This is a genomic window from Streptomyces sp. NPDC023573 (genome assembly GCF_055559735.1).
Genome location: NZ_JBVHKB010000007.1, coordinates 89,497 through 110,110 on the forward strand (window position 1 = coordinate 89,497; position 20,614 = coordinate 110,110).

Consider the following 20,614-nt stretch of genomic DNA (forward strand, 5'->3'; position numbering starts at 1 on the left):
CGCCGGGGTTCCGGCACGCTCTTGTACGCTTCGTGCATGGGTGCACGTCCGGAGATCACCGCGTGGCGTCCACGCGTCGAGGGAATCGACGAGGTCTTCCACGCGCACTTCGCCGATCACGCCTATCCCATGCACACGCACGACGCGTGGACGCTGCTCATCGTCGACGAGGGAATGGTCCGCTACGACCTGGACCGCCATGAGCACGGGGCCCCCAGCTCGGTGGTGACGCTGCTGCCTCCGCATGTGCCGCACAACGGTGACGCGGCGACCCCTGGGGGGTTCCGTAAGCGTGTCCTGTACCTGAACACCGCGCAGATCGACGCGGATCTCGTCGGGCGCGCGGTCGACCGGCCCGTGCTGCGGGATCCGCGGCTGCGCCTGCGTGTCGACCAGCTGCACCGGACGCTCCAGGGCCCCGGGGACGAGCTGGAGGCCCAGAGCCGTCTCGCGCTCGTCTCCGAACGACTCACAGGGCACCTGCGCGACGAGCCGGTCGCCCCGCAGGTGCCGGACAGCCGGATCGCGTACGCCCTACGGGATCTGCTCGACGAGCACGTCGTGGAAGGGCTGACGCTCCGCGAGGCAGCGGAGCGTCTGCACGCCCATCACACGCACCTGGTACGTGCCTTCAGCAGGGAGTTCGGCATGGCTCCGCACCAGTACCTGACGGGGCGCCGTGTCGATCTGGCCCGCCGCCTGCTGCTGGGCGGGATGCGCGGGCCGGAGGTCGCGGCCTCGGTCGGCTTCTACGACCAGGCCCACCTCTCCCGGCATTTCAAGCGTGTGGTCGGCACGAGTCCGGGCCACTACGCGCGCACCGGTTCCGCGTCCTACTGACGGCGTTCCAGCGCGCCCCGGACGAACGCGGCCTGCCCGGCGTGCTGCAGATCGTCGGCGATGACGCTGATCAGCCGCACGCCGAGGGTCACCGGCGGCGACCAGGCGTCGTCCACGACACGGTCCAGGGCCCGGCCGTCGAGTCCCCGGACGAAGCCGAGGGTCTGCTCGTACACGGCGTCGAAGTAGCCGAGGAGGAGATCACCCGACGTCACCGTCACCGAGCCCACCTGCGCGCTGCTGTGGCCGTAGCCCGTCGATCCCTTCTCCAGGGGCAGTTCGAAGCGGGACGCCCAGTCCTTCGCGAACCAGACCTGCTCGGTGCCCGCCGCGTCGGCGATGTGGTCGTCCTGGACGCGCGTGAGGTGCCACACGAGCCAGGCGATTGAGTTCGCTTCGTCGTCGAGCCTGGCGTTGAGGTCCTCGGGAGGGAGGCCCTCGACTGCGGCGTGCACCGCTTCATGGATGCGTTCGAACGCATCGGCGAGAATGCCTGCACTGTTCATACGACCACCATGGCCGCTCCGCGCACGGGGTCCCTACTTCGACACGCGGCCGTCACGGGTGCACGGTGTGCAGCCAGTTCGTCAACAGGGCATTGACCTCCTCGGGTCGCTCCTGCTGGATCCAGTGTCCGCACCCTTCCAGGATGTGCGAGGAGACCAGGCCCGGAAGCGTCGTCGGGAAGGCCGCGATGGCATCGGCCATCCAGGTGGTGGAGGAGTCCAGGGCGCCCCCGGCGAAGAGGGCCGGGTTCGAGAGCGGGGCTCCGTCCCAGGCGGCCAGGTCCTCCCAGTCGCGGTCGACGTTGCGGTAGCGGTTGAGCCCGCCGGTCAGGCCGGTCCTCTCGAACTCCGCGCTACAGATGTCCAGGTCGCGCTCCGTGAGCCAGGACGGCAGGGCGCCGCCGGTGAAGCGGTCGCGCATGGCTGCTCCGGCGGGCACGAAGAAGGGGCTGTCCGCACCGGGCGGCGGCATCGTGTCGCCGGAGAGCGAGGTGTAGAAGCCGGCCAGCCAGCCGCGTACATCGGGCTCGATCTCCGCCTCGGCACGGCCGGGCTGCTGGAAGTAGCTGACGTAGAACTCCTCGGTCCCGCCGATACGGGCGAAGCCGTCGGTGGGCCGCATCGCGTTCCAGGGTGCGTAGGGAACGCTGAGCATGCCCACGGCCGTGAACATGTCGGGCCGCAGCAGTGCGCTGTCGGCGGCGATGGTCGAGCCCCAGTCGTGGCCGATGACCGTCGCGGTCTCCTCCCCCAGTGCGCGCACGACACCGACGTTGTCGGCGACGAGGGCCGTCATACGGTAGGCGTCCACGGGACCGGGGGCCGAGGAGCGCCCGTAGCCGCGGACATCGACGGCGACCGCCCGGAAGCCCGCCTCCGCGACGGCGGAGAGCTGGTGGCGCCACGAGTACGAGGTCTCGGGGAAGCCGTGGATCAGGAGGACCAGAGGGCCTGTTCCCTGTTCCAGGAGATGGATCCGGCCGCCCGGGACGTCCACCAGCCGGTGGAACGCCCCGGGGACGGTGGTGGAGGGCTCGGCGGCGGGGGCGGACTGCGGCATGTGTCTCCTCGGGTTCACGGTGGCCTGTCGGCACGTCCATCATTCGGCGTCGCGGTACCGCCGGCCAAGGGAACTTGCCGATCCGGCAAACCCGCCGCCGCCCCCGTCAGACGAGCAGACGCAGGAGGTGCGCGCAGGCTGCCGCCTCGTCCGGGTGCCGGGCGATCACCTCGTAGGTGCCCCGCTCGTAGGCGCCGGTCTCCCACACCCCGTCGGGCGCCTTCCTGAGGAACAGGAAGTCGGGGGGTGTGGGGGCCGGTTCATGAACGCCTTCGATCCGGTAGTAACCGTCGTCCACGCCTGCCGCGTGCAGGGCGGCACGCAGTTCGCGGCGTTCCACAGCGGGTGCTACGCGCTCACGGGGGTGAGGTAGGCGTGGTCCAGCAGCCACTTCACGTTGAGGCGCTGTCCCTCGCCCGGGTCGAGGAACACGGCGTCGAGCTTGATCTGCCGGCCTCCGCCGGGCTGCTCGAACCACGGTGCGATGCCGCCCTCCCAGACCCAGAAGGGCTTGGCCACCTTGTAGACGCGGTAGTCACAAGAAACCGCGGTGTCACGGGTGTTGAGGTTCTGCGGAGGCAAGGCCCGCTCCTTGTAGGCGTCGCCGGCCGGTGCGAGGTAGGCGCCGTACTCCGATCCGAAGCGGTCCAGGCGCTGGCCGGTGCGCAGCTCGGTGGGCTCCTTGTCGACCTCACCGTTGACTTCGGCGAAGCCGTCGTTGGGCGGATACTTCCAGCTGCCCGTGTCCGCCGGTCCCTCCCAGTACTTGTTCAGGAAGGCGGAGGGAGACAGGCCGCCCGTGCGCTTGTACCCCTTGAGCAGCGGGCCGACGGGTGCCTGCTTGGTGGAGGGCAGCCACTTGGGGCCCAGCCGCGCGTCCCCGAGGAACTCGCCGGTGCAGGGATCGTGGACGGCTGCCGCCGTGCGGTTCTCGTGCGGCGCGGCGTTCGCAACGGGAGCGGCGACCAGGCCGGCGGCGAGGCCGGCGGCGGCAAGTGCGGTGCGGATGCGGTTCATTCGGGGGTCCCCTCGGATGCCGATGAGTGCTCGTCGAGCTCACGTAGGGTAACCGAACGACTCCGCAACGGCGTTGCGCCATGCCGTCCGGTGCCCGGGCCGGGGGCCCCGGCCCGGGCACAGTCTTCTCAGCGGGCCGCCCCGTCGGGCACGAGACCGTCGGCGGCGAGCCCCCGCAGGACGGCCTCACCCAGCGCCTGGACCGCGGACATCGGGCGGACCATCACGGTGAACTCGTTGATCCGGCCGTCCTCACCGAACTGGAGGAGGTCGATCCCGTGGATCTCCTTGCCGTCCACCGTGGCCCTGAACAGCAGGATCTCCGAGGGCTCCTGGGCGCTCCCCGCACTGGTGGAGGCCTCGCCCTCGAAATGCCCGACGTAGCGGAAGTCCTCGAAGGTGCGAAGGAGGACGCCGAAGAGGCCGAGCACCATCGGCCTGCCCTCGAAGGGAGTGAACTTCACCGGGCTGAAGAGGCGTACGTCGTCGGTGAACAGTTCCTCCAGTGCCGCGTGGTCCCGCTTCTGGACAGCTGCCCTGAAGCGTTCCGTGGTCTCGGCGGTCATGGTCATCACTCCCCGGCTCCTGACGGTCGATGAGGCGACCGTTCGTCCCGGCGAGTGTGACGCAGGGCCGCGGGGCCGGGGCGGGTGGGGGTGCGAGGAGGTCAGCCGCGCGGTTCGGTGAAGCGGACGGTGACCTTCTCGAACCCGAGTGAGGCGAGCAGCCCCTGGAGCATCGAGGTGGTGTTCTTCTCGGCCCGTTTCGTGAGGCCGCTCTCCTCGGCCGCCTCCCCGATGTGCCGCGCGGCCAGCTTGTTGACCGCCTGCTCGCTGCCGGGGTTGTCGGAGAAGAGATCACCGAGCCGGTCGAGGAGGCCGCGCTGCTTGGACACGGCGTAGGAGCGGTCCGGGTCCAGGGCGGGCTTGCCCAGCACGGCGTGAGGCAGGACGAGTTGGGCCGTGGTGCGGTCCTCGTCGACGGTCACCCCGTCGGCCCCGACCTTGCCGAGGTCGACGGAGGCTCCGACGGTGCCCGCGCCGACGTACAGCGTCCGGGTGCCGCGGATGGCGTCGGGCAGGAACTTCGCGTCCTTCTCCAGGTCGACGACGACCTGGAAGTTGCCCGATGCCGCCTCGTACGCACTCATGTCCTGGATGGACTTGAGCACCGCGGGGCCGGAGCGGTCGGTGGTCTCCTCGCCGAAGAGGCCGCCGAGCCCCGGCAGCAGGCTGAGGCGGGTGCCCAGGAGCAGCAGAACCAGCGCCGCGGCGCACACACCCGCGAACGGCAGGCATCCTCGCGTGCGGGCGCGGCGACGCGGCGCTCCTCCGCGGGCCGGGTCCCCGGCGCCGCCGTCTGTCCTTACGTCAGTGGACGTCATGCCTTCCGTGTGACCCCGTCCGGGGGATTCAGTCCGCCTGGGCGCACGACTACGCCAGATCCTGTACGGGCGCGAGGTCTTGGCCGGCCTCAGGACCCCATGGCCCCGGGGTCTCGGGCGGCCTCAGGCGCCGGTGGTACCGTCCAGCCGTTCCCTCAGCAGGTCGGCGTGGCCGATGTGGCGCGCGTACTCGGCGATCATGTGGACGTACACCGTGCGCAGCGAGTAGACCGAACCGCGCCGGGTGAAGGTGGTGTCGAGCGGCGCGTCCGCCGCCGACTCGTCGGCGAGACGCATCTCGTCGAGGAGACGGGCGTAGTCTTCGGGGGCGCGGTCCGGCGAGAGGTCCTCGAAGTCGGCGTCCTTGCCCTTCCGGGTGTCGTACATCGAAGGAAGATCCAGGCCGGCGAGACCCTCGCGGAACCATGTGCGTTCCACCTTGGCCATGTGCCGGACGAGGCCGAGCAGGGTGAGTCCGGACGGCTCCACCGTCTGCTCGGCGAGCTGGTGGCCCGTCAGGCCCGAGCACTTCTGCAGCAGTGTGCTGCGGTAGAACGCGAGGAACGCGGTCAGCGTCTCGCGCTCGCCGCCGGCGAGCGGTCCGATGGCGCGGGTGGCTTCGGGAGCTGTCCATGTCATCGCATGATCATGCCTCCCACGGGCCGGGTCCCGCGAGCCCCTCTGCGGGACCCGGCGGCACGCGGAACCGGGAAGAGAAGCCCGGGTATTCGCCGGATGGATCCACCTCATCCAGAGAATCGATTTCCGGGATCCGCCGAAACGGGCCAGGCTGTTCCTGTCGCGGCAGGAGGATTTCTCATGACCATGTGGTCGCCACCGGCTCCGCCCGACGACAACGGAGCTCCGACCCCGTCCGAAAGGACCTCTCTGTGGACACCGCCGTACCCCTCCCCCGCCGCACCCGTGTGGGGATCGTCGGCGCGGGCCCCGCGGGCCTGCTCCTGGCCCGGCTGCTGCACGGGAACGGCGTCGACTGCGTCGTCCTGGAGAGCCGGGACCGCGCGTATGCCGAGCAGCGTCAACGCGCCGGGATCCTGGAACAGAGCACGGTCGACGCGCTGCGGGCGAGCGGTGCGGGTGCACGTCTGGACCGGGAAGGCATCGCGCACGACGGGGTCGAGCTGCGCTTCGACGGGCGCTCGCACCGGGTGGACTTCCCGTCGCTGACAGGTGGCAGCCGGGTGTGGGTGTACGCGCAGACCGAGGTCGTCAAGGACCTGATCGCGCTCCAGCTGGCCGACGGAGCACCGTTGCTGTTCGAGGCGGAGGCCCTCTCGGTCGAGGGGGTCGACACGGCCCGCCCGCTGATCCGTTACCGGCACGGCGGCCGTGCGCAGACGCTGGAGTGCGACTACGTCGTCGGGTGCGACGGCTTCCACGGGGTGACCCGGCGGTCGGTCCCCCAGGGTGCGCTGAGGTCGTACGAACGGACCTATCCGTACGCGTGGCTGGGCATCCTGGCGGACGCGCCCCCGGTGTACGACGAGTTGGTCTACGCGCACTCCTCGCGTGGCTTCGCGCTGGCCAGCATGCGGTCGCCGGAGGTGAGCAGGCTCTACCTCCAGGTCCCCGGGGGAGAGGATCCGGCCGACTGGCCCGACGAGCGGATATGGGACGAGCTCGACGTCCGGCTGGCCTCGGCGGGCAGCAGGAAGCTCGAACGCGGACCCATCACGGCCAGGTCGGTGCTGCCTATGCGCAGCCAGGTGACCGAGCCGATGAGCCACGGCCGTGTCTTCCTGGCCGGCGACGCGGCGCACATCGTGCCGCCCACGGGCGCGAAGGGACTGAACCTCGCGGCCGCCGACGTGGTGGTGCTCGCCCGCGCGTTCGAGCATCTTGAGCGTGAGGGGTCCTCCGCACTTCTCGACGCGTACTCGGACACCTGTCTGCGCCGGGTATGGCGTGCCGAGCACTTCTCGTACTTCATGACGACGACCCTGCACACACATCCGGAGGGGAGCCCGTTCGACAGCCGGCTCCAGCTGTCGCAGCTGCACCGGATCGCGGACTCCCGCCACGCTGCAGCCGAGTTCGCCGAGAACTACACCGGCGCCTTCTCCTGAAGGCGGGCCGGGCCGGAACAGGGCACCGAGCGGATCCCGGCCGCCGGTGCGGCCGGGATCCGCCGGGTGCTGTCACTCACTCCAGGAGGTCTGCATACGCCCCCAGAGCCAGTGCGACGTCGGTCTGTGCCCAGAACCGGTGGTAGGTAAACACGGGTGCGCTCCCGCCGTCGAGATAGGCCTGCACCTTCGGCCAGTTCGGGTCGTCCTCGTAGAACGACCGGATGGACAGGAACGTCGAGTCGTTGTCGACGGTGTCGCCGTTGGGCATTACGCCGGTCCAGCCGTCCGGGACGTACACCGGGTCGTCGAACCGGTTGTAGTCGGCGCGGGTCTCGGGAACCGCGACACCGGCGTCGTCCTGGTAGTGGCTCCACATGCCGTCGAGCAGTCCTTCGGCCGTGGCCTTCGCCTCGGCGTCACCGGACTTGGCGGCGTAGTAGGTCAGCGTCCTGGCATAGGCACCGGCCACCCCGACGTCGTTGGTGTAGTCGGCGACCGTGACGTGGAGCCCGGAGTTCGCGCCGGGGCTCGACGCGTTCCAGGTGTCGGGCGCGCCCGACCACTTGAGGGTGGAGGGCATGAGGTAGGTGCCGTCGGGGTTGATGGTCGTCTCGGACAGGGCCCAGTCGACCCACTTGTCGAGTACGGCCTTGGCCTGTGCGTCACCCGACTCGTGGTAGTACTCGGCGACGCGCTCCATCGACCATGCCTGGAATCCGAACCACTGGTTGGACGGCGGGTCGTGGTAGACGGGCTTCTCGTCGTAGAACATGCCGTAGAAGGTCGGCGTCCCGGCCGGCGGCTGGGCGTAGCTGCCCTTCCAGCTGTTGGTCGCGCCGCCCGCTATGGCTCCCTCGTCGGACTGGAGCCACTGGTAGAAGTCCATCTGCCGGTCCAGGCTCTTGGCCCAGTCCTGCTGACCCGTGGCCGACTTGGGCTTGAGGTCGGCGACGGAACTGAGGGCGTAGGCCGCCATCGGATTCTGGTAGCCGCCGTGCGCGTGGCTGGATCCGATCCGCCAGGACCAGCCGGCGGAGGTGTCGGTGGCACCGCCCCAGGCGTAGTACCAGGACATCAGGTAGTGCGCGCTGTCCTTGCCGCTGCCTGCGGGGCAGGTGGCCGGTCCGACGCAGTTGCCGACCTTCTTGAAGTACTTGTCGAACATGGAGTAACGCAGGTAGTCGCCCATCTTCGCCGCCTTGGCGACGGTCGCGGAGACCTCACCCGACTTGCCCTGCTCCTTCGCCCAGGTGTCGGCCCAGTAGGCGGCCTGTACGGCTCGGGCGTCCGCGTCCGGTGCGTTGGTGAACTTCCACTGCTTGGCGTATGAGGCGTCCCCGGTGAACAGGTCCAGGTAGCCGTTGTCCCCGCCGTAGGTGAAGTTGTCACAGGTGGGGTGGGTGACGGTCTCCCAGACCGACTCCTGCGCCCCCCGCTGGAAGGTGTTGATGTACGACGGCCCGGTCTCGGCGGGGCCGGCCGAGCACTTACCCGGCGTGTTGCCGTACCCGTAGACGTTGTCGACGTCCTGGATCCAGTGCATCCCGTAGATGTCGTCGGTGCCGTACGCGCTCTTCAGCTCGGCCGCGATCGGGTCGGAGCCGGAGGCCGCCGATCCGTCGAGGACGGCCGGGTACTCGTCCGGGGTGTCGTGTTCGGGTGCGTAGGTGGCGGGCTTCGAGGCGTTGTAGAAGGAGTTGGTGGGCTGGTCTGCGTGCGTGGGGATCATGTACTTCTCCATGGTGTCCCACGCACCGTTGAACTTCGTCCAGTCCCCGGTGAGCTTCCCGTACATCGCCTGGAGCCAGATCAGATAGCTGTACGCCTCCGACGTCGTCTCGTGCCCGTGGTCGGGAGCCTCCACGATCAGCGTCTCGACGGAGTGGTAGGGGATGCCCTCCGGGGAGAAGTAGCCGTTCGCCGGGTCGGTGATCTTCCCGTACAGGTCGAGGAAGCGGGCGTCGTACTCCTTCGCCTCCGCGAGCTGGGTGACGGTGACCTGGGACGTGGAGTGGCCCGGGGCCGTCACGGTGAAGGTGGCGGCTCCCGTACCGGAGCCGTCGGCCGAGACGGTCACCTTCTGAGGCGTGGACCAGTTCGACGGGGTGAACGTGAGGCTCGCGCCACCGGTGACGCTCAGACCGGTGTTGCCGGCGCTCCGCGCCACGGTGGCGGTGACGGGCGAGGCCGGGGCGGTGGACAGCGAGACCTCGAAGGTCCCCGACTTCCCTTGCTGAACGCCTAGTTGGGCGGGGGTGGCGACGACGGCCGGGCCTGCTGCGACGGTGATGCCGGCGGGGGTCGATTCCGCGGACGCACCGAGGCTGTCGTACGCCCTGGCGTACACGGAGTGGCCGCCAACGGCGAGCCCTTCGGCGTCGTACGTGTAGGGGGAGGTCGTGTCAGTGCCGAGCAGTGTCGTGTCGTCGTAGAACTCGACCTTGCTGATCCCCGCGCCGTCGGCGGCCGCGGCCGTCGCGGCCAGGGGGACGGTGTCTCCGGCGGAGAAGACGGCGCCTGCCGCCGGACTGGTGAGGACGGTGATCGGCGGCTGGTGGGCGCCGGCACATGCCGTGCCGTTGACGGCGAAGGTGGTGGGCGCGGTGTTCGTGCCGCTGTAGGTGAACTGTGCGCCGGTCGTGGCGGCGGCCCCGGCGGCGATGGTGCCGTTCCAGCTCGCGTTCTTGACGGTGACCGTTTTGCCGGACTGGGACCAGTTCCCGTTCCAGCCGTTGGTGAGCTTCTGGCTGCCGGCGTAGTCATAGCTCAGCGTCCAGCCGTCGATCGGGGTGGAGCTCCTGTTGGTGACGGTGAGCTCGGCACTGAAGCCCGAACCCCAGTCATTGGTTCTGTAGTCGACGCTGCATTGGACGGCGGCGGCCTGGGCCGGCGTACCGGCTGCGGCGGTCATCCCCAGAGGGAGGGCCAGCGCGGCCACCGATGCCGTCCACAAACGTCGGTTCACGGCTCCGGTTCTGCGTGGTCTTCCGGGTAACCAGGTTCTTCGTGTGCGTCCCGATGGCATGCGGAGTACCTCCTCGCGGCTCGGCGACATGGGGGGTGTGCGGGGCTGAGCACAAGCCTTGAACCAGTGGGAGCGCTCCCAGCATGGGGACGAGGAAAAAGGGAGTCAAGAGACTTGAAGAGTCGAATTAATTCGATACCAAGAGATGGGAACTGGTGTGTTGACCGCCACCACTTGACGCTCTAACGTCAAGCCACACCAGTGGGAGCGGTTCCACCAGTCGACGTGCCGTAGGGGGCACGCCCGATCTGCAAGGAGTCGCTCATGCTTCACCCCCCGCACATACCGCACCTGTTCAGGCTGCTCCCCGGAGCAGTGCCAGGCGTGTCCGGAAGCAGTCTCCCGGACACGGCCACGGCTTCCGGATCCGCCCTCGTACGCACGGTGGAGAACAGCGCCGCGCAGTATCGGGCCGGCGGTTTCCGGGGACCGGACATCGCGGTCGGCACGAACGCACCTGTGTGAACGAGGACCGCTCGAACTCCTCGCGCGCACCGATCGGGCCGAAGTCCCCCTCGCAGCAAGCGAAACAGGCCGGAGCACCGCCCCATCGGCCTGCCTTTGATCAGCGACTACGACGGTATCCCCACCCCCGTACGGAATCGGGCCGCGTGATCATCTGCGCGCCCTCGACAGCTGAGGAAACGGAATTCGTATGAGCCGCACGAGCCGCACCACCCTGCGCCGATCCCGAACGGCGCTCATAGCCGCGGGAGCACTCGTCGCCGCAGCCGCCGGATCCGCCGCGGCGGTGGCACCCTTCGGAACCTCTGCCGCAGCGGCGGCAGGCTGCTCCGTCGACTACAAGATCCAGAACCAGTGGAACGGGGGTCTCACAGCCTCGGTGACCGTCAAGAATTTGGGCGACGCCGTATCCGGCTGGCAGCTGCAGTGGTCGTTCGCCGGCGGTGAAAAGGTCAGCCAGGGCTGGAACGCCACCGTCTCGCAGAGCGGCACCGCCGTCACCGCGAAGGACGCCGGCTACAACGCCGCACTGGCCACCGGGTCCTCCGCCACGTTCGGCTTCAACGCGACCGGGAGCGGGAACAGCACCGTGCCCGCGACGTTCAAGCTGAACGGCGTCACCTGTGACGGAGGCACCACCGGACCGACCGACCCGCCGGACCCGACCGACCCGCCCACCGATCCCTCGGACCGGGTCAACAACCCGTACGAGGGCTCGAAGGTCTACGTCAACCCGGAGTGGTCGGCCAACGCCGCCGCCGAGCCGGGCGGCGACCGCATCGCCGACCAGCCGACCGGTGTGTGGCTGGACCGCATCGCCGCGATCGAGGGCGCCAACGGCGGAATGGGGCTGCGCGACCACCTCGACGAAGCCCTCACCCAGAAGGGCTCCGGCGAACTCGTCGTCCAGCTCGTCATCTACAACCTGCCCGGGCGTGACTGCTCGGCACTCGCCTCCAACGGTGAGCTCGGCCCCACCGAGATCGACCGCTACAAGACCGAGTACATCGACCCCATCGCGGCCATCCTCGGCGACGCGAAGTACGCGGGTCTGCGCATCGTCACCACCGTCGAGATCGACTCGCTGCCCAACCTCATCACCAACGCCGGCGGCCGTCCCACCGCCACGCCGGAGTGCGACGTGATGAAGGCCAACGGCAACTACCAGAAGGGCGTCGGCTATGCCCTCAACAAGCTCGGCGACGCTCCGAACGTCTACAACTACATAGACGCCGGCCACCACGGCTGGATCGGCTGGGACGACAACTTCGGTCCGACCGCCGACATCTTCAAGGAGGCCGCCACCACCGAGGGCGCGACCGTCGACGACGTCCACGGCTTCATCACCAACACGGCCAACTACGGTGCGACGACTGAGGATCACTTCTCCATCGACGACTCCGTCAACGGCACTTCCGTGCGCCAGTCGAAGTGGGTCGACTGGAACCGCTACACGGACGAGCAGTCCTACGCCCAGGCCTTCCGCGACGAGCTGGTCTCCGTCGGCTTCAACTCCGACATCGGCATGCTCATCGACACCTCCCGCAACGGCTGGGGCGGCGCCGACCGGCCGACCGGACCTGGTGCGACCACCAGCGTGGACACCTATGTGGACGGCGGCCGTTACGACCGGCGCATCCACCTGGGGAACTGGTGCAACCAGGCCGGAGCCGGTCTCGGTGAACGGCCGCAGGCGGCTCCCGCCGCAGGCATCGACGCGTACGTCTGGATGAAGCCCCCGGGGGAGTCGGACGGCTCCAGCAAGCTGATCCCGAACCCGGACGGCAAGGGATTCGACCGGATGTGCGACCCGACCTACGAAGGTAACGTCCGCAACGGCAACAACATGTCCGGTGCGCTGCCCGACGCCCCGATCTCCGGCCAGTGGTTCTCCGCGCAGTTCCAGGAGCTCATGAAGAACGCCCACCCGGCGCTCTAGGCTCCGCGTCGGCGGGCTCCGGGCGCTCCCCCGCCCGGGCCCTCCCGCCGACCGCGCCACCTGTCGAGCAGAGCGCGTCCGCGAGCCATCGGCGCGGGCGCGCTCCGCCGTGCGGCGGAACCGGTCGCGGGGCTGCCGGCGGCCTTCGTCGTGGCCCCGGACTTCGGCGAGGCGCCGGGCTCGGACGCGGCGCCGGGCTTCGTCCTGTTCCCTGGCTTCGGTGCGGCGCCGGGCTTCGCACTGCTGCTGGAGGCCGCCCCTGTCCCAGCCGGCGTCCGCGGTCCGGGCTTCGCCTCGTCCGCGGCGGCCGGCTCGTCCGAGAGCGCGTGGTAGCGGTGGCTGATGCGCCGCCCCACGAGTGCGTACCCCAGCAGCGCGCCTGCCGTATTGAGGATCACGTCGTCGATGTCGAAGGCCCGCCCCGCCACGAGCGCGCCCTGTGCGAGCTCGACGACTGCCATGACCAGCACGGTGAGCACGGTCATCCGGATCATCCGGAGCCGACGCGGCACCAGAATCGGCAGCAGCACGCCGAACGGGGCGCCCAGCAGCAGGTTGCCGCCCGCCTGTTTGCACGCTGCGAGAAACGTGTACTCCTGCGCGTACTGCCGCAAGGACCGCCCCGGCTTCAGATTGGACGTGACGATGTCCTCCGACGCGGGTGACGGCGTGAGCGTCACCTTCGCCAGGACCACGGAGAACGCGACAAGGGCCACGAACGCCGCCGCGAGCACCGCCGCGCGCAGCAGTAGATTCCCCACGCCTCTGCGTCGTGCACTACGATTCGCCTCTGCTGTCATGGCGGAACGGATGCCCCCAACCCCGTCGGCCACACCCTGGGCGGGTGCGACCATGTGCGCATGAGCGCACAGAAGAAGGACGAACTGCTGGCGGAAGCCGTGCGGCTGCGGGAAGAAGGCCACCCCGAACAGGCCAGGGAACGTCTCCTCTCCCTCACGGCCTCGTTCCCCGACGCGGCGGACGTCGCCTATCAGACCGCCTGGGCCCATGACGTGCTCGGCCTGGAGGCCGAGGCCGTCCCGTACTACGAGCGGAGCCTGCAGGGCCACGGCCTCACCGATGAGGAACGCCGGGGCGCGCTGCTGGGTCTCGGCAGCACTTATCGCGTCCTGGGCAGGTTCGGTCAGGCCGTTGAGACCCTCCGGCGCGGTGTGGCGGAATTCCCGGACGACGGGGCCCTCAAGACCTTCCTGTCCATGGCTCTGTTCAACACCGGCGAGCACCACGAGGCCATGCAGCTCCTGCTGTGCCTGCTGGCGGCGACGAGCGAGAGCCCGGGCGTGCAGCAGTACCGGCCCGCCATCGAGCACTACGCCGCAGACCTCACGCGGACCATGTGAGCACAGTCCCGTGCGGGCAGCAGCTCGAGCAGGGGACCCCGGCAAGTCCCGCCCCCATGGGATCGCGCGACACAGGGGGCGGCCCAAGGAGAAGCCCCGGCCGGATCGGGGGAATCCAGCCGGGGCGGCTTGTGTGCGGAGGTGAGGGCGGACTGCCGCCCGGCGGCTTTCAGCCGCTCACCCCGACGCATAGATGAACGAACCACCACCACTCGGCGTTCCCGTGAATCCGCCCCCGGCCGTGTGATCCACACCACGACCCCGCAGGCCGGGGACCTCACGACTACCGGAAGGTGACCCAGCCGGTCGTCAGCGGGCCTCACGGAACGTGACATGACGCCCGGCGGCCGGGTCGAACTTCCGAAGCTCCAGCCGGTCGGGGTTGTTGCGCCTGCTCTTCCGCGTCACATAGGTGTGGCCGGTTCCGGCCGTGGAGCGGAGCAGGACGACGGGCCTGGTCTCACTGCGTGCCATGGAGCCTCCAGACAGGGATGCCGACCTCGCCCCCGGGGTGGGGATGAGTGTCGTTTTCGTTTCTGCTTCACCCAACACGAACACGTGCACCACCATTCCCTCCGCCGGCCAGCCGGGACGGCGAGCCCCCACGCCTCGGACCCGGCTATCGAACAGACGACCGACGCACCTGCGTCACAAGATCGAACACTTCATCGGCCCCGCGTCGGCGCCGACGGCGCACGCCGTAGGATCCACGGCCCACGCGACCCCGCATATGCCCAGATCCCGGCCGGTGCGAGCCGTGCGGGGTCGCACGCGCGGGCGTACGCCGAGCGGCTCACGCCCGGGGACTTGCGTCAACTCACCGCCAGGGGCAAGGGTGTTCGGCGGACCCTCGCTCCACCCAGCCGATGGCATATGCCGGAAGCAAGAACGTATCGAGTGTTGCCAAACCCCTTACGGGGCTCCGGAGCCTGTGCAACAGTCGTGTTCGGTCCACCCCCACGAACCGGCCGTTCCGCCTGTATCGGAGTACCAGATGCCGTCCCATCTGTTTGCGGACCGCCCCGCCCCGCAACCGCCCGAGCGGGACGCCGTCGACGCCCTGATCAACCGGACCCGGCTGCTCCGGGGCGATATCGACGCGGTCCGGAGCGACACGTCTGTGATCGACGACGACGATCCCCAGCAGCGCTGGCAGCGGGCGCTCTGCGACCTGGCGGTGCACCAGCTCGACGACCTCGGCGAACATCTGGGACAGCTGAGGGACGGCGTCCCCCGTGTCACGGCCCCGGAGCCTGCGGGAGAGCGCCGTCCGGCGCCGGCCGAACCGCCGACCGGTTCGCTCCTGAGCAGAGTGGGCAGCGCCGAGTGGAACCTGCTCACGGACGAGGTCAGCTGGTCCGAGGAGCTGTACCAGATCTTCGGAAGGGACCCGGCGGCGGGAGGCCTGTCGCTGGACGAACTGCCGTCCGTGCTCCTCGCGGAGGACCAGCCTCTTCTGACGTCGATGGTGACCGACTGTCTGGTGGACGGGCGGCCGATAGACGGCGAATTCCGGATCCTGCTGCCGGGCGGTGGTATGCGCACGCTGCACATGACGGGCGAACCCGTTCTCGACGCGGACGGCTGCACGGCCTCCATGTGGGCGGTCCTGCGCGATGTCACCAAGCTGCGGCGCAGCCAGCACATCGTGGGCAGGACGCGGGACACGTTGCGGCGGCAGGAACAGATGGCCCGGGCCGAGCACCGGATGGCCGTGGAACTCCAGGCTGCCGTGCTTCCACCGTGGCGCGGCTCGCTGCCGATATCCGGGCAGGGCGCGAGCGGCCTGGACATCGCCGCGCACTACCTTCCCTCAGGGTCGAGCGACCTCATCGGCGGCGACTGGTACGACGCGCTGCCACTCCCGGACGGCAACACCCTGCTCACCGTCGGCGACCTCACCGGCCACGGAATCCCCGCCACCTCGGCCATGGCGATGCTGCTCGGCGCGCTCCGCGGCATGGCTGTGGCAGGCGTCGGCCCCGGGCCGGTCATGGGCCATCTGAACCAGCTGATCGAGTGCTCCGCACAGCCCGCCCTGGGCAGCGCCGTGTGCTGCCGCTTCGACCCGGCGACCGGCACGCTCGTCTGGGCACAGGCAGGGCACCCCGCGCCGCTGCTGTTCCGCGACGGAGTGGGGCGTCCTCTGCCGGCACCTGACGGAGTACTGCTCGGGGCAGCAGCCGGGGTCACCTACGAGCAGGACGAGGTGTGCCTGCTCCCGGGCGATGTGCTCGTACTGCACACCGGCGGACTGACGGACCGGAGCGCAGGCCCGGACATGCTTCTGGGACTGGCACCGCGGTTCGCGCAGGCTCGCACGGCACAGGAATGCGTACGAGCGGTGGTCGAGTCGCTCGGGTCTGCCGAACGGTTCGACGACGCCTGCGTGTTGGTGGCCCGCGTCGAGGCATGACCGCGCCCCGGCCGGCCTGTGGAAGGTCTGGTGCGCTCATCGATGGCGGGCTCTGATCAGACCTGGGAGCCCCTGGCCTTCTTTTTGGCTCCGCTCGGGGGGAGGACGAGCTCGATCTCCTCGCGCAGGTCCTCGATCTTGGCGTAGCCCGCGAACTGGCCGGTGAGCCGGTACATCTCGCGCAGCCGGTCCCAGGTCCGGTGCGAGGACGTCTCCCCCATCGACACCAGGGCCAGCCGTGCGTAGCGATCGGCCTGCTCGGGGTCGTCGGCGATGAAGCACGCCGAGGCGAGTGAGATGTAGTCGAAGATCTTGGAACGCTGGCGGCCGTTTATCCGCAGATCGAGTGCCTGCTTGGCGTGGCGCTGCGCGGTGGAGGCCGCCCCCGGGTCGTGCTCGGCCAGCGTACGGAAAGCCAGTGCCTGCATCCCGTGCATGTCCGCCTCGTCGAACATCTGCATCCAGCTCGGCGGCGGCACATCGCCCTTGTCCGAGACGAAGAGCTCCTCCGCCTCGCCGAGGGTGCGCCGCATGGCCTGCCCGCGTCCCATCGATGCCTGTGCCCAGGCCTCGATGGTGTGCAGCATCGCCCGCGTACGCGGCAGGGTCTCCTCCCCGGAACCGGACTTGGCGAGCTTCATCAGGTCCAGGGCGTCGTCGGGCCTGCCCAGGTGGACCATCTGTCGGGCGGCGCGCGAGAGCGCCTCTCCCGCGCGCGGACGGTCGCCGCCCTCGCGGGCCGCGTGGGCGGCGATCACGAAGTACTTCTGGGCGGTGGGTTCGAGGCCGACGTCGTGGGACATCCAGCCGGCGAGGACCGCGAGATTGGCGGCGACGCCCCAGAGGCGGCGCTGCAGATGCTCGGGGTGGTGGTAGGCGAGCATGCCGCCCACCTCGTTGAGCTGGCCCACGACGGCCTTGCGCTGGAGTCCGCCCCCTCTGGAGGCGTCCCAGGCCCGGAACACCTCGACCGAGCGCTCGAGTGCCTCGATCTCCTCGGACCCGATGGGCGCGGCCTCGTAGAGGTCGAAGCCGGCGTTGTCGGCGTGCAGAGGGGCGTTGATCCGTGAGGCCCGGGCCGCCGGAGCGGGATCTGAATGCAGCCAGTCGTACATGGCGCCGGTCAGAGCTGAGCCGGTGGCGAGCGCGGCGCCCGCGCCCACCAAGCCGCGTCGGTTGAGCATGAGGTCCATTCCCGTGAATTCGGTGAGGACCGCTGCCGTCCGTTCGGGCGCCCACGGCAAACCGTCGGGATTGTCTTCCGTCCCGGCTTTTCGCCGCTTCCCCACACGCCCGCGCCGGCCGAACCCGAGGTCCTCGATGGTCACGACACGGCCGAGCCGCTCGGTGAACAGAGCTGCCAGCACCTCGGGCACGGGATCGCGGGGGGACTCCCCCATGTCGATCCAGCGCCGCACCCGCGAGGTGTCGGTGGCGAGTTGGAGGTGGCCCATGGCCGCCGCCTGCCTGTTCACCATTCTCGCGAGTTCGCCCTTGGACCAGCCGGCCAGGCCGAACAGGTCGGAAAGACGGGTGTTGGGTTCTCCGGTCACGTCAAGCCCCCAGGTTCTCGGCTGACTTGACCCTAGCCCCCCGGCGGATGCCGGGCGAATATTCGCCAGGGTTCGCCAGGGGTCGCTAGATGTTGTGCCACCCGCGGGCCGGTGTCAGGTAGGAAAGCGCCACCCCGCCCGGCAGCCCTAGGTACTCCCCAGGGTGCCGGACGGCCGCCGGCCGGGGCGGCGCACGTAACTTGTCGGCGCACGAAGGGATCTGTCTCGCCCATGTACACAGCATCGTCCTCCGTGTCCGCCCCGCCCCGGCCGCTCCGTCCCTCGGGGGCGGGCGGCGGGCCGTATCTCGACCCCCGCGCCGCGTCTCCGGCGTCCGGCACGGGTCGGACCCGGCGGGCGGCGGGGCCGGGCTCCCAACCGCTCAGCGGAAGACTGGACCTGTCCGGCGCCCAGGGTGCGCAGCTGCGGATGGCCATCGCCTCCGTGCACCGCATCTGCCCGGAGTTCAATCCCGTGCAGGTGCTGCGCCGCAGCGGGCGTTCGGTGCTCATCGTGGGCACCACCGGCCGCGCGACCGCGGTGGCCAAGTGCTTACTCGATCACTCCCCGGCGTGGACGGAGCGGTTCCGGCACGAAATAGCGGCATACCGCGCTTTCGTCAGGCACCGCCCGCCGGTCCGGGCCCCGCGGCTCATCGCAGCCGACCCGGAGAACTGCACCCTGGTGATCGAGCGGATGCCCGGACGGGTCGCGGCGCTGACGAGGCATCCCGCGGAGGCGCCGCCCCGTGCGGATCTGCGGGCCGTGCTCGGAGCCATCAGCCGGATCAATGCCTGGAGGCCGCCGGCCGGGCTGTTCGACGCCCCGCTGGACTACGCCTCACGCATCGCCCGCTATCACGAGCTGGGTCTCTTCACCGATCGTGATCTGGGTGACCTGCAGAAGCTGCTGCACGGCCTGGCCCACGCGGGCGGGCGGCAGGGCATGGGCCAGTTCTGCCACGGCGACGCCCTGCTCTCGAACATCCTGCTGCCGCCCACCGGGCCCGTGCTGGTCGACTGGGAGCACGCCGGCTGGTATCTGCCGGGATACGACCTGGCGACGCTCTGGGCCGTGCTCGGTGACGCACCGGCGTCCCGGCGGCAGATCAGCCAGCTGGCGCAGGCGGCCGGAGCTGCCGCCCGTGACGCCTTCCTGGTAAACCTGATGATCGTACTGACCCGCGAGATCCGTACGTACGAGACGGCTGTCCAGCGGGCCATGCGTGAAGGGGCGCCGGCCGGGGCCGGTCAGGCACGGCAGGGCCTGCTGACCTCGGGCGAGGAGCAGAGGCTGCTGCTGCGCAGACTGCACGACGACTGCGCGATGGCCCGGCGGGCCGTGCGCGCCGCGGTGGGGACACGCTGACCACGCCGGGTAAACCGGCCCGACGGACGGGGGATGCGCGCTGCGGGACCGGTGCCGACACATGGGTCCCGCAGCGCGCGCTGTTCGCGTCTCGGCAGCCGCTCACGACCCGGCTCGCACCACATCGACGTCGGACGTCTTCACGAAACCGATCCGGTGTCCGATCTGGACCGTCACATACTTCTGGCTTCCGCGGAAGTACGTGTGGTCGTACGGCTTCGAGGCGTCGATCGTCGGTGCGTAGTAGTAGCCGGTGGGTGCCTCGCCCCCTCCGGGAAACGCCTGCCCCGCCTTGATGGTGTAGAGGAGCGGACTGCCCACGGTCGGCTTGTCGAAGTCGGTGGGGTACTCCGCCTTCTCCGGATAGGCGACGCCGTACACCGGCACTGCTTCCTTGCCGGTCTTCGGCCGTACGACGAGGCCGGACGTGGGGGTGACGGTCCGGGTCCCGACCGGGGTGCGGAACCACGCCTTCTGCCCGTACCACCAGATCGCCGTCCAGCCGGGTGCCCTGCCGGCTACGACGGCCTGCTGGGTGGCGCTGATCTTGCTGCCCCAGTCCGCCGCGCAGTTCGTCCCGGGCGAGCCGTCCGGGTGCAGACCCGGGTCGGAGAAGAGCGGCGAGTCCTCGGACGGTTCGGTGTGCAGCGGTACCGCACTGCTGCCCTGCCGGGGCAGGTCGACGTTCTTCTCGCAGTCGCGGAACTCCTGCTGGTTCTTGGTGAAGTCCGCGCTGACGGTCACCAGTTCACTGCTTCCGGGGGCGCTCGGCACGGTGGGCTCGCCCAGCAGCCTCATGAAGCGGTTCCAGTCCCAGTAGGGGCCCGGGTCCCAGTGCATGTTCCGGGTACCCGCCGCGCTGGTGGGCGGCACGCCGTCGTGGCCGAGGATGTGCTGCCGGTCGAGCGGGATGTCGTACTTCGCCGCCAGGTGACGTACGAGGCGTGCCGTGGAGCGGTACATCTCGGGGGTGTACCACTTGGCGCCGTCGGCCGCGACACCCTCCTGCTCGATGCCGATAGAGTGGGAGTTGAGGTACCAGTTGCCCGCCTGCCAGGCGACGTCCTTGTTCTTCACCATCTGTGTGACATGACCGTCGTCCGAGCGCACCACGTAGTGGGCGGAGGTCTGGTTGGCGGGGTTCTGGAAGATCTTCAGGGTGGTGTCGTAGTCGACCTCGGTGTCGTGCAGGACGATGAACCGGATGGCGTTGCTGTCGGGCCGGTTCGCCGTGTCGTAGTTGCCGTAGGTCTCCTTGTCCGCCGGGTCGCCGGTCTGCCGGTAGGCCGCGGGGATCCAGTCGCAGGCGAGTCCGCGTGGGCATTCCGGTCGTACGCTGTCCGCTGCCGCCGCGGCCGGGGAGAGCAGCGCCACGCTCAGCGCCCCTGCCGTGGTCAGTGCGAGCGCGAGTCCGGTCCTCTGATTCGACGTCATGACAACCCTTCTTGGCCCGGTGGCGAAGCGGTTCCCGGGGGGACGCCCCCGTGTTCGTCGGTCGGCGCACACTCTGTGGCGGGAGGTGTTGGCGAGTCAAGAGTGCAGTGTGCCGCCAGACATGGGTTTGTGTGACTATTCCGCGCTGTGCGTACC

19 protein-coding genes are annotated in these 20,614 nt (G+C 69.7%); 7 read left to right on the forward strand and 12 right to left on the reverse strand.

Features of this window, described 5'->3' with window-relative positions; translation table 11 throughout:
* The first annotated feature begins 36 nt into the window (after positions 1 to 36).
* Entirely contained in the window at positions 37 to 840 is an 804-nt protein-coding gene (locus tag ACZ32T_RS22780) for a helix-turn-helix domain-containing protein (RefSeq protein ID WP_467269180.1), read from the forward strand.
* Here the strand turns inward: ACZ32T_RS22780 and ACZ32T_RS22785 are convergent.
* The 7 genes from ACZ32T_RS22785 to ACZ32T_RS22815 form a co-directional block, all read right to left on the reverse strand.
* Positions 834 to 1,346 (reverse strand): mycothiol transferase, encoded by a 513-nt coding sequence (locus tag ACZ32T_RS22785; protein WP_467269178.1) that lies wholly within the window; start codon positions 1,344 to 1,346, stop codon positions 834 to 836. The genes ACZ32T_RS22780 and ACZ32T_RS22785 overlap by 7 nt on opposite strands.
* A gap of 52 nt (positions 1,347 to 1,398) precedes the next feature.
* Positions 1,399 to 2,406, reverse strand: coding sequence for an alpha/beta fold hydrolase (locus ACZ32T_RS22790; RefSeq protein ID WP_467368660.1), 1,008 nt, complete (start codon positions 2,404 to 2,406; stop codon positions 1,399 to 1,401).
* 106 nt (positions 2,407 to 2,512) lie between these two features.
* Positions 2,513 to 2,746: a DM13 domain-containing protein gene (locus ACZ32T_RS22795; RefSeq protein WP_467269174.1), complete on the reverse strand. Its 234-nt coding sequence runs from the start codon at positions 2,744 to 2,746 to the stop codon at positions 2,513 to 2,515.
* An 8-nt stretch (positions 2,747 to 2,754) separates the two neighbouring features.
* On the reverse strand, positions 2,755 to 3,423 hold the full coding sequence (locus ACZ32T_RS22800; RefSeq protein ID WP_467269172.1) for a TNT domain-containing protein: 669 nt from the start codon (positions 3,421 to 3,423) through the stop codon (positions 2,755 to 2,757).
* Between the two features lie 128 nt (positions 3,424 to 3,551).
* Positions 3,552 to 3,989, reverse strand: coding sequence for a nuclear transport factor 2 family protein (locus ACZ32T_RS22805; RefSeq protein ID WP_467368662.1), 438 nt, complete (start codon positions 3,987 to 3,989; stop codon positions 3,552 to 3,554).
* A gap of 101 nt (positions 3,990 to 4,090) precedes the next feature.
* Positions 4,091 to 4,807: a DUF4230 domain-containing protein gene (locus ACZ32T_RS22810; RefSeq protein WP_467368664.1), complete on the reverse strand. Its 717-nt coding sequence runs from the start codon at positions 4,805 to 4,807 to the stop codon at positions 4,091 to 4,093.
* Positions 4,808 to 4,930: 123 nt separating this feature from the next.
* Positions 4,931 to 5,446 carry a DinB family protein gene (locus tag ACZ32T_RS22815; protein WP_467368666.1) on the reverse strand — a complete coding sequence of 172 codons (516 nt, stop codon included), beginning with the start codon at positions 5,444 to 5,446 and terminating at the stop codon, positions 4,931 to 4,933.
* Between the two features lie 251 nt (positions 5,447 to 5,697).
* On the opposite strand from ACZ32T_RS22815, the gene ACZ32T_RS22820 reads away from it, so the two are divergent.
* Complete coding sequence (locus tag ACZ32T_RS22820; protein WP_467368668.1) at positions 5,698 to 6,894, forward strand: 4-hydroxybenzoate 3-monooxygenase; 1,197 nt, start codon at positions 5,698 to 5,700, stop codon at positions 6,892 to 6,894.
* 76 nt (positions 6,895 to 6,970) lie between these two features.
* Here the strand turns inward: ACZ32T_RS22820 and ACZ32T_RS22825 are convergent, their stop codons facing one another.
* Positions 6,971 to 9,808 (reverse strand): glycoside hydrolase family 48 protein, encoded by a 2,838-nt coding sequence (locus ACZ32T_RS22825; protein WP_467369025.1) that lies wholly within the window; start codon positions 9,806 to 9,808, stop codon positions 6,971 to 6,973.
* Between the two features lie 378 nt (positions 9,809 to 10,186).
* Here ACZ32T_RS22825 and ACZ32T_RS22830 point away from each other — a divergent pair, with 378 nt between their 5' ends.
* Positions 10,187 to 10,387 (forward strand): hypothetical protein, encoded by a 201-nt coding sequence (locus ACZ32T_RS22830; protein WP_467368670.1) that lies wholly within the window; start codon positions 10,187 to 10,189, stop codon positions 10,385 to 10,387.
* 190 nt (positions 10,388 to 10,577) lie between these two features.
* The gene (locus tag ACZ32T_RS22835; protein ID WP_467368671.1) at positions 10,578 to 12,326 is read left to right on the forward strand and encodes a glycoside hydrolase family 6 protein; all 1,749 of its coding nucleotides are present in this window, start codon (positions 10,578 to 10,580) and stop codon (positions 12,324 to 12,326) included.
* Here the strand turns inward: ACZ32T_RS22835 and ACZ32T_RS22840 are convergent.
* Positions 12,323 to 13,126, reverse strand: a complete 804-nt coding sequence (locus ACZ32T_RS22840) for a VanZ family protein (protein WP_467269163.1) — start codon at positions 13,124 to 13,126, stop codon at positions 12,323 to 12,325. The two genes, ACZ32T_RS22835 and ACZ32T_RS22840, sit on opposite strands and share 4 nt — an antisense overlap.
* 60 nt (positions 13,127 to 13,186) lie before the next feature.
* Here ACZ32T_RS22840 and ACZ32T_RS22845 point away from each other — a divergent pair, with 60 nt between their 5' ends.
* Complete coding sequence (locus ACZ32T_RS22845; protein ID WP_467368672.1) at positions 13,187 to 13,687, forward strand: tetratricopeptide repeat protein; 501 nt, start codon at positions 13,187 to 13,189, stop codon at positions 13,685 to 13,687.
* Positions 13,688 to 13,996: 309 nt separating this feature from the next.
* Here the strand turns inward: ACZ32T_RS22845 and rpmG are convergent, their stop codons facing one another.
* Positions 13,997 to 14,161, reverse strand: a complete 165-nt coding sequence (gene rpmG / locus ACZ32T_RS22850; protein ID WP_104791189.1) for a 50S ribosomal protein L33 — start codon at positions 14,159 to 14,161, stop codon at positions 13,997 to 13,999.
* Positions 14,162 to 14,681: 520 nt separating this feature from the next.
* On the opposite strand from rpmG, the gene ACZ32T_RS22855 reads away from it, so the two are divergent.
* A complete protein-coding gene (locus ACZ32T_RS22855; RefSeq protein ID WP_467269160.1) occupies positions 14,682 to 16,103 on the forward strand; it encodes a PP2C family protein-serine/threonine phosphatase in 1,422 nt (473 codons plus the stop codon).
* Between the two features lie 56 nt (positions 16,104 to 16,159).
* Here the strand turns inward: ACZ32T_RS22855 and ACZ32T_RS22860 are convergent, their stop codons facing one another.
* Positions 16,160 to 17,656, reverse strand: coding sequence for a DNA-binding protein NsdB (locus tag ACZ32T_RS22860; RefSeq protein WP_467368674.1), 1,497 nt, complete (start codon positions 17,654 to 17,656; stop codon positions 16,160 to 16,162).
* A 231-nt stretch (positions 17,657 to 17,887) separates the two neighbouring features.
* On the opposite strand from ACZ32T_RS22860, the gene ACZ32T_RS22865 reads away from it, so the two are divergent.
* Positions 17,888 to 19,024, forward strand: a complete 1,137-nt coding sequence (locus ACZ32T_RS22865) for an aminoglycoside phosphotransferase family protein (protein ID WP_467269157.1) — start codon at positions 17,888 to 17,890, stop codon at positions 19,022 to 19,024.
* 102 nt (positions 19,025 to 19,126) lie between these two features.
* Here ACZ32T_RS22865 and ACZ32T_RS22870 read toward each other — a convergent pair whose 3' ends face one another.
* Positions 19,127 to 20,458, reverse strand: a complete 1,332-nt coding sequence (locus ACZ32T_RS22870; protein ID WP_467368676.1) for an N-acetylmuramoyl-L-alanine amidase — start codon at positions 20,456 to 20,458, stop codon at positions 19,127 to 19,129.
* Between the last annotated feature and the right edge of the window lie 156 nt (positions 20,459 to 20,614).